General features: G+C 70.1%; 9 protein-coding genes and 1 pseudogene. 6 read left to right on the top strand and 4 right to left on the bottom strand.

Annotated features, from left to right (window positions below; all coding sequences use genetic code 11):
• The first annotated feature begins 288 nt into the window (after window positions 1–288).
• Complete coding sequence (locus ACFXJ5_RS40810) at window positions 289–3,225, top strand: NACHT domain-containing protein (RefSeq protein ID WP_384643498.1); 2,937 nt, start codon at window positions 289–291, stop codon at window positions 3,223–3,225.
• A gap of 66 nt (window positions 3,226–3,291) precedes the next feature.
• Here the strand turns inward: ACFXJ5_RS40810 and ACFXJ5_RS40805 are convergent.
• Window positions 3,292–3,489 (bottom strand): annotated as a pseudogene (locus ACFXJ5_RS40805) (DUF2520 domain-containing protein); the annotation flags it as partial.
• Between the two features lie 9 nt (window positions 3,490–3,498).
• On the opposite strand from ACFXJ5_RS40805, the gene ACFXJ5_RS40800 reads away from it, so the two are divergent.
• Window positions 3,499–4,083 carry an O-methyltransferase gene (locus ACFXJ5_RS40800; protein WP_384643492.1) on the top strand — a complete coding sequence of 195 codons (585 nt, stop codon included), beginning with the start codon at window positions 3,499–3,501 and terminating at the stop codon, window positions 4,081–4,083.
• Between the two features lie 134 nt (window positions 4,084–4,217).
• Here ACFXJ5_RS40800 and ACFXJ5_RS40795 read toward each other — a convergent pair whose 3' ends face one another.
• Window positions 4,218–4,556, bottom strand: coding sequence for an AzlD domain-containing protein (locus tag ACFXJ5_RS40795; RefSeq protein WP_384643489.1), 339 nt, complete (start codon window positions 4,554–4,556; stop codon window positions 4,218–4,220).
• Entirely contained in the window at window positions 4,553–5,233 is a 681-nt protein-coding gene (locus ACFXJ5_RS40790; protein WP_384643486.1) for an AzlC family ABC transporter permease, read from the bottom strand. The genes ACFXJ5_RS40795 and ACFXJ5_RS40790 overlap by 4 nt, the downstream gene beginning before the upstream one ends.
• A gap of 66 nt (window positions 5,234–5,299) precedes the next feature.
• Between ACFXJ5_RS40790 and ACFXJ5_RS40785 the strand changes: the two genes are divergently transcribed.
• On the top strand, window positions 5,300–5,878 hold the full coding sequence (locus ACFXJ5_RS40785) for a helix-turn-helix domain-containing protein (protein WP_384643484.1): 579 nt from the start codon (window positions 5,300–5,302) through the stop codon (window positions 5,876–5,878).
• Window positions 5,879–5,979: 101 nt separating this feature from the next.
• A complete protein-coding gene (locus ACFXJ5_RS40780) occupies window positions 5,980–6,132 on the top strand; it encodes a hypothetical protein (RefSeq protein ID WP_384643481.1) in 153 nt (50 codons plus the stop codon).
• Between the two features lie 78 nt (window positions 6,133–6,210).
• On the opposite strand, the gene ACFXJ5_RS40775 is transcribed toward ACFXJ5_RS40780, so the two are convergent.
• Window positions 6,211–7,686, bottom strand: a complete 1,476-nt coding sequence (locus ACFXJ5_RS40775) for a PucR family transcriptional regulator (RefSeq protein ID WP_384643478.1) — start codon at window positions 7,684–7,686, stop codon at window positions 6,211–6,213.
• 209 nt (window positions 7,687–7,895) lie between these two features.
• Between ACFXJ5_RS40775 and ACFXJ5_RS40770 the strand changes: the two genes are divergently transcribed.
• Window positions 7,896–9,434, top strand: coding sequence for a purine-cytosine permease family protein (locus ACFXJ5_RS40770; protein ID WP_384643475.1), 1,539 nt, complete (start codon window positions 7,896–7,898; stop codon window positions 9,432–9,434).
• A gap of 13 nt (window positions 9,435–9,447) precedes the next feature.
• Window positions 9,448–9,873 carry a YybH family protein gene (locus ACFXJ5_RS40765; RefSeq protein ID WP_384643472.1) on the top strand — a complete coding sequence of 142 codons (426 nt, stop codon included), beginning with the start codon at window positions 9,448–9,450 and terminating at the stop codon, window positions 9,871–9,873.
• Window positions 9,874–9,962: the final 89 nt, after the last annotated feature.

The following is a 9,962-nucleotide window of genomic DNA, read 5'->3' as shown; positions in this document are numbered from 1 at the left end:
CCGACGGCCAGGCGCGCACAGACCTGCGGCAACGAGCGTGCAGCACACGTGATCACGAATCGGACTCCACGCGACTTTGCCGAAGCCCTGTCCCGGGGGTTGCGAAACGGCCTGTTCGCCGCCGCCCGCTTCGGGATCGCCGGCGGCTGCTACAGAACGAGCGGTGGGTGTGGTTTCCGCAAGGGCCTCGGCGTGTGGACTGGTTTCGGCTCGTCAGCTGACCATTCGTCATACAGGTTCTACTGGGGGCGCGTATCCTCCTGCTGCGGGCTACGGGGAGAGATCGTGATGCGATTCTGGCGGCTCGGTGTCTGGGTGGGCGCGATCGCGCTGATCGGGGCGGTGCTCGCGGTGGCGATAGCGAACCAGGACCACACAACCACGACGGTGACGACCGTCTTCGGCTTCGTCCTGTCGGTGACCGGTCTGGCCGTGAACCTTCTCAAGAGCGGTCCGCCAGAGAGCGGCACGCAGCCCGCGTCGGCCGAACGCCTGGACCGGGCCGCCGAGCAGCTGGCCGAGGTGGTGCGGGAGCAGTGGCAGTCGGAATGGCGGCTGCGACGGCTTCAGGACCCCGAACCGCTGCAGGTGCGGTGGGGCGCCGCCGAGGCATGGCTCTCCGACCATCGGGAGAACATCGGTGGTGAGCCGTTCGACCTGCCGGGCCGGCTTGATCACATCGTTGAAGCTCACGGGCGCGTGCCGTCGGGGCGCCTGGCCGTGCTGGGCGGGCCGGGTAGTGGCAAGAGCGTTCTGGCCTTGCGCTTCGTGCTGGACGCGCTGGCGCGCCGTCAGCCCGGAGAGCCGGTGCCGGTGATCTTTTACCCGTCGAACTGGCAGGCCGATCGCGAACCCTTATACGTGTGGCTGACGGGGCGGCTGGCTGACGAGTACCCGGCGCTGGCGGCCAGGGATGCGAGGGGCGTCACCCGGGCGCGCGAGCTCCTGGACTCCGGACGCATACTTCCGGTCCTGGACGGTCTCGACGAAATGCCGGAGCTGCTGCAGGGCCACGCCATCCGGCGGCTGAACGCGGAACTGGACGCAGGCAGCCCCTTCCTGCTCACGTGCCGTACCCAGACATACGAGCGGGCCGTGGAATCCGGGGACGCCTTCACCTCCGCCGCCGTGGTCGAGCTGCGTCCCCTGGACTTCGAGGAGGCAGCCGCCTACCTGGTGCGCACCGCACGCCCTGTCCGGGGGGCCAGTGGACGCCGTTCGACGCTTTGGGACGAGGCTCTCTCCCACGTGCGCCGGCACCCGGACGATCCCGCCGGGTCGCGGCTTCGCAAGGTGCTGTCCATACCGCTGATCGTGGCGATGGCCCGCAGTGTGTACGACGACGCCGATGCCGATCCCCGGGAATTACTCGGTCCCCGTTTCGCTTCCACCGCCGACCTGGAGCAGCATCTGCTCGACGCGTTCGTGCCAGCGGCCTTCGCGCAGGACCGCGCCGGCGACGCCGGCGCCGGGCAGGCGCGCTGGAGTGGTGAGGACGCCCGGCGCTGGCTCGGCTTCCTGGCCCACCACCTGGAACACCGGCACACCCGCGACCTGGAGTGGTGGGAGCTGCCCTCCGCCCTGCCGTCGCCGCTGCGTCGGTATGGGCCGATCCTGTGTGTCGGCGCGCCAGCGATAGCGGTGAGCCTGCTGTGGCTGACCTCAGCCGTCAACCCTGAGATCCCGTGCTGGGTTGCGGGGTTCGTGCTGGGGGTCTGCGTCGGTTACGAGCTTCTGGTCGCCCGCAGAGGCATGGGTCGCCGTCCGCGGATGCGCCGGGCCATACTCGGCATCGCGGGCACGGTGCTTCTCGGCATCGCGCTCGGATTTGCCCAGAGCATCAGCTTCGATGGGTGGGCCGGTTTCAACCCGGCACCGGGTGGGCGTGGGGCCGCTGGATGGGCTGTCTGGGGGGTGGTGGGTGGCATGGCCAGCGCTGTGGTGCTCGCGGCCATCGGCATCGAGTTTCAACCCCGGCCATCGACGGTCCCCTTGCGTGCCATGCAAAGCCCCCGATCCGCTGTGAGCCGGGTGGTGGGTGGCACGGCTGTTCTGCTCGCAGCCGCCATGGCGTTCGCTCTCCCCGCCTTTTACGCCTTTTCGGCCTCCCTCAAGGTGCCCGGCGTCGCTGCCGCCGTAGCCGGTCTCCTCGTGGCGGCAGCGGTGCGCAGCAATTCCGGCGCAGTGACGCACACGGGGCACTCGCGCACGCGCCAACGGTGGGCGCGTCCGGGCTGGGGATCCGGCCGGTCCCTGCTCCGCAGGCTGGTTTTCGGTCTGCTGGCGGGCCTGGTATTCGGCATCGCTTTCGGCATCGCCGACGCGGCTGTGCTCGGGGTCCGTTCCGCGGCCCAGGGCGACTTCCCCGCGAGGAGCATCGTGCGTCGGCTACCGGATGGCGCCAGGTATGCCACCGCCCCGGACGGCTGGGGCTACGGCCGACTCGCGGACGGCCACAGGTACCTCCGCACACCCAACCGGGTTCACGGAGTTGTGCTGACAGACGGCAGCGGCGACAAGAACGCAGAGACCATTGAAGAGTTCGGAGGGGGGTGCTACTCCGGCGACGCGTCGTGCACACCGTTCTTCGAGCGGATCGAGATCCATACCAAGCGCGGTGACGACCAAGTGTGGGTGAGGATCCCCGCCGGGACTCTGATGCCCGGCAGCGACTTCAGCCGCCTGCTGTCCCCGGCATCCTCGAAGTGGCTATTCACGCCGCCCCCCGGCGAACTGTTCGGCAGCGCGGCGAGCTTCGGGCTGGCCACGGGACTCGTCCTCGGCATCGTGGGCGGGCTGGCGTCCTGCCTGTACCGCCTGCTGGACTCGCCCGTCGATGTCACCCGCGCGCCGAGCCCGGTCGCCAGCCTGCTGACGGACCGGGCCACCGCCGTCACCCGCGGCGTGATCATCATGGTGTTCGGGATCGTCGGCAGTCTCGCACTTACGCCATTGCTGCCCTCATCCGATCCCAGTTCCAGCCAGGGGTTCACGGCAGCGGCCTGGCTGCTGGCAAGCCCCCTCGCGGTGGGCCTCTCCGCCTGGGGATGGCTCCTCACCACCCGGCTCTGGCTCTGCGCAACCGGGCGCCTCCCCTGGCGGCTGATGACGTTCCTGCAGGAAGCACACCGAAGAGGCGTACTCCGCCAGGCCGGTGCGGTCTACCAGTTCCGTCACGCCCGACTCCAGGAACGCCTCGCGAGCCAGACGGACGACCAGAGGTGACCGGCCCCCACCTGGACGGACGGCACCCCGATTACGTCATCCTGAACAACTTCTGGTTCTGAAACCAGCCGACGGCGCCGAACGCTGGCAACTGATCCACCCCGGCGCGACGGTGCCCGCGTCGCCGCGCGCCACCGGGCCCGTCAGAGCCGCGTCGCCGGACCGCAGGGCGTTGTCGAGGGCGGCGCCGAGCAGCGGGCCGAGCATGCGGCCGAGTTCTCGGTGCACCGTAAAGGTCTTGCGAGCCTGGGAGTTGACTCGCATGATCTTCGGATGGACGACACACCGAGTCGAGTACCGGCCGTGTTGCCTGCTCTGCGCGCTGCTGCACGCGACGCGGGTTTCATCATGTCTTGCGAGGAGCGTACCGGGAGCCTGCTTGCCGTTCTTGCAGCTGCTTGTCCAGGTGGCCGCATCCTCGAACTTGGCACGGGGGTGGGCGAGGGGACTGCCTGGCTCCTCAGCGGCATGGACAGCAACTCCTGCCTGGTCACGGTCGAGCTGGACGAGGGCGTGCAGAAGATGGCCCGTGAGCAGCTGGCAACCGATCCGCGAGTGGACTTCGTCGCCGGTGATGGCGGTGATTGGCTGCAGGAGTATGACGGGGAACCCTTCGATCTGGTCTTCGCGGACACTTGGCCGGGAAAATTCACCCACCTGGAGATGGCGCTTGACCTCGTTGCGCCCGGGGGCACGTACTTGATCGACGACCTGTTCCCGCAGCCGGGCTGGCCGCCCAGTCACGAGGCATCAGTCGAGCGTTTGCTCTGCGCACTTGATGCTCGCCGGGACTTCCACTGCGTCCGTATGGCCTGGGCAAGCGGTCTCCTCATGGCGGTGCGGTCGCCCAAATCCTGAGTGGTCGGGTTGCCCGGGTGAGATTCCCTCGGACGACCGACCACTCAGACTGGAGAAGCTGCTGATTCGAGTCCGCGTAGAGGATGACGATCTGGCTCGCGCTCTGTGCCTGAGCTCACCGCGGAAACGCCCCCTCACCCGACCCCGGCGAAGCGCAGCAGCGCGGTGACCGCGGCGGCTCCCAGCACCACCACCAGGAACGGCGCCTTGCGCCAGGCGAGGAGCCCCGCCACCGCGACCCCGACCGGGCGGGCGATTCCGGCCGCACCATGTCCCTCCGTCAGCCCCGTCGTGGCGACCAGGGAGGCCAGCATGACGACCGCCGACATCTCCATCAGCCGCTCGATGCGCGGCGGAAGGGTCACACGGGAACGCAGCAGCGGTCCCGCGAGCCGGAATCCGTATGTGCCCGCGGCGAGCACGAGGATCGAGACGGCCAGCGCGAAGGGGCTGTGCGTCACAGGGGCATTCATCGCAGGGCCTTCTCTCGTACGACGGTGAGCGACAGTCCGGCCAGCGCGAGCAGCACGGGAAGGCCGGCGGGCAGGAAGGGGGTGGCGGCGAGCGCGATGGCCGCACCGGCCAGGGCGGCACGCCGCGTCTCCCCGTCCTTGCGCAGGGCCGGGAGGATCAGGGCCAGCAGGATCGCCGGGAACATCGCGTCGAGGCCGAAGGCGCCAGTGTCGTCGATGACGGTGCCGACGAGACCTCCGATCGTGGCGCCGACCGGCCAGCACACCAGGATGCCCAGGCCGCAGGCCCAGTAGGCGGCGCGACCTCGGGTGGTGTCCTTCTGCGCCAGAGCGAAGACGACCGTTTCGTCGTTCATCAGGTGCGTGCCGAGGAAGCGCCAGGCGCCCCGCCCGAGCACGTCAGGTACCGCGAGCCCGAAGGGCAGATGCCGGGCATTGACCAGCAGTCCGGCGAGGACCGCAGCCACGGGGCTGCCGCCCGCCGCAATGATCCCGATGAACAAGAACTCCGACGACGCGGCGACCACGAGCAGGCCGAGCAGCACGGGGAGCCACAGCGGGAAGCCGGACGCCACGGCGATCGCCCCGTACGAGAGGCCGATGACGCCCACTGCCAGGCACACCACTGCGATGGCGCGCAGCAGCGCCCGGTCGAGCGTTTTCCATAACGAATGCATGACCGCTATGGTGAACACCCTCAGAGGTGTTCGTCAACGCGAACGATGAATGTCTGGAGCGAACGCATGGCGCGAGCAGACAACGCCGACACCCCCTCCAAACCCCCGCTGCACTCCATCGCGGCCGCCTTGCGTCGGGCACGCGAGGCCGCAGGGCTCTCCCTGACCGAGCTCGCACGTCGGGCGGGCGTGGCGAAATCCACCCTGTCCCAGCTGGAGGCTGGCCGTGGAAATCCGAGCCTGGAGACGCTGTGGGCCCTGTGCACGGCCCTCGACCTGCCCTTCTCCCGGCTCCTGAGCCCACCACGGGCCCGGGTGCAGGTGATCAGGGCGGGCCAGGGGGCGACCGTCGCCTCGTCACAGGCCGACTACCGCGCCACGTTGCTGTCTGCCTGCCCGCCCGGTGCGCGCCGCGACCTCTACCGCATCGAGTCCGAACCCGGCACGCCGCGCATCTCCGACCCGCACTCACCAGGTGTCGTCGAACATGTCCTGCTCGCCTCCGGCCGCGCGCTCGTCGGACCCTCCGACGACCCCGTGGAGCTTCATCCCGGCGACTTCGTGACGTATCCGGCCGACCAGCCACACATTTTCGAGGCATTGGACCCAGCGACCCGGGCACTCCTCGCCTCCGATCACATCTGACGTACCGTCAATGACCCATGCCGAGACCACTGTGCACCGGGATCACGACGCCCGTGAAGTAACACCCCTCCACGGACTTGCGCGGAGCAGCACCAGCGCGGTTGCAGCGCGATGAAACCCAGCGGATCGCCAGCCTGGGCGTACTCGGTGCGGACCGGTGGGCTTCGTTCCTGCGGCAGGACTTCATCCCGGACATCGAGGCGGAACGTGCGTGGGAGCTGACGCGGCGCGAGGAGCTCCTCGGCCACGAATGACGGCCACGCGCGGTCATCGGGCACCCGTGTCGGCCAACGAGGTCGTGGGTCGGCCACACCAGCAACTTCAGTGATCTTCTAGCCCGGGGCGTGGGGGTCGTCGGTGTCGGTGAGGCCGAGCCGGTCGGCCGCCCGCAGGGCCAGCCAGACCTCGGCGAAGGCGCCGGTCGAGGACAGGTCGCGCCCGGTCAGCTCGGAGAACCGGCGGAGCCGGTAGGCGAGCGTGTTGGGGTGGATGTGCAGCGCGGCCGCGGCGGCCTCGGTGCGCCGGTCCCGTTCCATCCAGGTCCGGACGGACACCAGCAGCCGCGAGTCGTGGCCCGCGTCATAGCGCAGCACCCCGCCGATGACCTGCTCGACGAGCGCGTTGAGCACGGCGGGATCGTCCGGCAGCCACCGTCCCGTCGCGTCGTCACCGTACGCAACCAGGGGCCGGCCGGACTCGTCGGCCTTGGACAGCGCCCAGAGGGCCTCCCGCCGGGCGATGCGCAGGGAGTCGCCGGGCGAGAACGGGCGGCTCATGCCCGCGATGACGCCGGGCAGCGCGGCGACGGCGCCGCCGAGCTCCGGGCGGCCGAGGACGTAGCGGTCTTCGCCGCGGGTGAGCAGCAGGTGCGGATGCTCGTCCAGGCTCCGCAGCAGGGTGTCGTCGTCGACACCTCTGATCACCAGCAGGACGATCTCGCCCTCGATCGCGTGCCGGCTCAGCCGCCGCCGGGCGGCCGCCGGATCGAGTACGTCCTGGAGCAGCTCGGCGAGTGTCTCGGCGCCTTCGCGGCGCAGGGTCTCGCGCTCATGGCGGACCATCGCCAGCTGCAGCGCCGCCACGGTCGCGATGTGCTGCACCACGGCCAGCCCGGCCGGCCGGGCGCCCTCCCGCTCGAAGGCGACCAGGAAGCCCGCCGCACCGCCCGGCGCGAGCACCGGCACCGCGAAGCCGCCGGGGATCGTCGGCGGGGCGTCCACCGAGGCCGGCAGCACCGAAGGGTCGGGCGCCGGCACGCCGGGGAGCAGCGGGCGGCCCTGCGGGGTGCACAGGTACACCTCGTAGCCGGACAGGCGCTCCAGGCGCCGGAACAGCATGGCGTTGTCCAGCCCCTCGGAGGTCAGCCAGCGCAGCGCCCCGAACACCTGGAGCTGCGCTCCGAGCCGCTGCCGCGCGTCCTCCTGCACGGCCGCCGCGACCTCCTGCGCGACCGCGATGAAGGGCACCGCGAGCGGCACCTCCAGCAGCGGCATCCCGCGTTCGTCGGCGGCATGGAAGATCGCGTCGCGCAGGGGCGGTACGTGCAGCTGCGCGGAGACCGCCAGCGCCGACACCCCGGCGTCGTCGAGACGCTCCAGGTAGGCCCGCTGTCCGGCCGCCGACCGGGGGATCGCCAGCCCGGCGGTCATGATCACCTCGGCGCCCAGCAGCCACGGCGTCGGGTCGTCCAGCTCACTGACATGCGCCCAGGACACCGATCGCCCCAGCCCGGCCCGGCCCGCCAGCAGCCGCAGCTGGAGGGCGGGGAAGGTCAGCAGATCCTCGACGGTGAGTTTGTGTCCGGCCACAAGACACACCCTAGCTCTTCGTGGGAGAGCCAATTGCGATGCTTTGTGTGTACCGCACACACTGATGGATACCCTCACCCGCCGAGCAGTCCCGTCGATCACGGGACTCCACTCCACCGGGCCGTGGAGCCAGGGCACCGCACGCACACCCCGGCCGCTCAGCCACCCCGGGCACAGCCGCCCCCGTTCCCCGCTCCCCAGGAGAAACCGTGTCGACCTCGGTCACCGAAATCGAGCAGTACGGCGTCGAGAGAATCCCCGACGAGGACCGCACCGCCAGTCCGCTCGACCTCTTCCGGCTCGCCTTCGGCGGTGCCAACACCTTCGCCACCTGCGTACTCGGCGCCTTCCCGATCCTGTTCGGCCTGTCCTTCCTGCAAGGATTGGCGGCCACTGTGCTCGGCCTGGTGGTCGGCGCGCTGATCCTGGCGCCGCTGGCCCTGTTCGGCCCGGTCAACGGCAGCAACAACGCCGTCTCGTCCTCGGCGCACCTCGGCGTGCACGGCCGGGTCGTTGGTTCCTTCCTGTCGCTGCTGACCGCGATCGCCTTCTTTTCGATATCGGTCTGGTCCTCCGGCGACGCCCTGGTCGGCGGCGCCCACCGGCTCGTCCACACCTCCGAGTCCGGTGTGTCGTACGGCGTCGCGTACGCCCTGTTCGCCGGCCTGGTCCTCGCGGTCTGCGTGTACGGCTTCCGCTTCATGCTGCTGGTCAACAAGATCGCGGTCGCCGCCGCGTCGGTGCTGTTCGTGCTGGGCGCCTTCGCCTTCGCCGGGGACTTCGACCTCAGCTACCCGGGCACCTTCGCCTCGACCTCCGACCCGCTGTTCTGGCCGTCGTTCATCGGCGCCGCGCTGATCGTGCTCTCCAACCCGATCTCCTTCGGCGCCTTCCTCGGCGACTGGTCCCGCTACATCCCCGCCCAGACACCGCGCCACCGGGTGATGGGCGCGGCCTTCCTCGCCCAGCTCGCCACGCTCCTGCCGTTCCTGTTCGGCCTGGGCACCGCGTCGATCATCGCGGCGAAGGCCTCCAAGTACGTCGACCCGGCCGCGCCCAACTACGTCGGCGGCCTGCTGGCCATCTCCCCCGGGTGGTACTTCCTGCCGGTCTGCCTGATCGCGCTGATCGGCGGCCTGTCCACCGGGACCACCTCGCTGTACGGCACGGGGCTGGACTTCTCCAGCGTCTTCCCGCGCTTCAACCGCGTACAGGCGACCTTCTTCATCGGCACCCTGTCGATCGGCTTCATCTTCCTCGGCCGGTTCGCGCTCAACCTGACGCAGAGCATCTCGACCTTCGCGACGCTCATCATCACCTGCACCGCGCCCTGGATGGTCGTCATGACCCTGGGCTATGTGACCCGTCGCGGCTGGTACGACCCGGAGGCGCTTCAGGTCTTCAACCGGCGCCAGACCGGTGGGCGTTACTGGTTCGCCCACGGCTGGAACTGGCGCGGCATGGGCGCCTGGCTGGTCTCCGCCGCCGTGGCGCTGCTCTTCACCAATCTGCCCGGCCAGTTCGTCGGTCCGCTGGGCAACCTCGCCGGCGGCGCGGACATCTCCCTGCCCGTCGCCCTCGCCCTCGCGGCGGCCCTCTACCTGGCTCTGCTCACCGCCTTCCCCGAGCCCCGCGGAGTCTTCGGCCCGGCCGGCCCGCGCCTGGTCCGCGCCTCCGACGCCGAGGTGCCACCGATCGTCGGCCCGGCCACCGACGCGCCCGCCGACGCGCTGACTGCCGCCAAGTGAAATGGAGCCAGACATGACCGACATCGCTACCGTCCCCGGTACGGACGAGGTCCGGGCCGCCGCGGACAGCCTCGTCGCGGCCTTCGCCGAGAGCCGGCTCGACGACTACTTCGCCGCATTCGCCCCGGACGCGACATTCGTCTTCCACACCACCGCCCAGCGGCTCGCCTCTACCGCCGAATACCGCGAGCTGTGGCAGAGCTGGGTGGACGAGGAGGACTTCCGGGTGCTGAGCTGCGCCTCCTCCCAGCCGCTGATCCAGCTCTTCGGCGACACGGCGGTGTTCAGCCATCACGTGGAGACCACGGTCGCCACCCGTTCGGGCGGCGCCGAGACCCTGCGGGAACGGGAGACGATCGTCTTCACCCGGCACGGCGGTGACCGCTGGCTGGCCGTGCACGAACACCTCTCCCCCGCGACGGAAGGCATCCCCCAGTGAGCGAGCTCCGTACTCTGCGCAACTACATCAACGGAGAATTCCGCGACGCCGCTGACGGGCGGACCACGGATGTGGTCAACCCGGCCACC

This window comes from Streptomyces sp. NPDC059373, from assembly GCF_042751495.1.
In the GTDB taxonomy this organism is placed as follows: domain Bacteria; phylum Actinomycetota; class Actinomycetes; order Streptomycetales; family Streptomycetaceae; genus Actinacidiphila.
Note: the sequence above shows the minus strand (reverse complement) of the source record. Positions and strands in the feature narration are given on the sequence as shown.

Bases quoted from the DNA above. Each gene is read 5' to 3' on its own strand.
- ACFXJ5_RS40790 (WP_384643486.1), bottom strand. From the start codon at position 5,233: ATGCATTCGTTATGGAAAACGCTCGACCGGGCGCTGCTGCGCGCCATC.
- ACFXJ5_RS40795 (WP_384643489.1), bottom strand. From the start codon at position 4,556: ATGAATGCCCCTGTGACGCACAGCCCCTTCGCGCTGGCCGTCTCGATC.
- ACFXJ5_RS40800 (WP_384643492.1), top strand. From the start codon at position 3,499: ATGGACGACACACCGAGTCGAGTACCGGCCGTGTTGCCTGCTCTGCGC.
- ACFXJ5_RS40785 (WP_384643484.1), top strand. From the start codon at position 5,300: ATGGCGCGAGCAGACAACGCCGACACCCCCTCCAAACCCCCGCTGCAC.
- ACFXJ5_RS40765 (WP_384643472.1), top strand. From the start codon at position 9,448: ATGACCGACATCGCTACCGTCCCCGGTACGGACGAGGTCCGGGCCGCC.
- ACFXJ5_RS40810 (WP_384643498.1), top strand. From the start codon at position 289: ATGCGATTCTGGCGGCTCGGTGTCTGGGTGGGCGCGATCGCGCTGATC.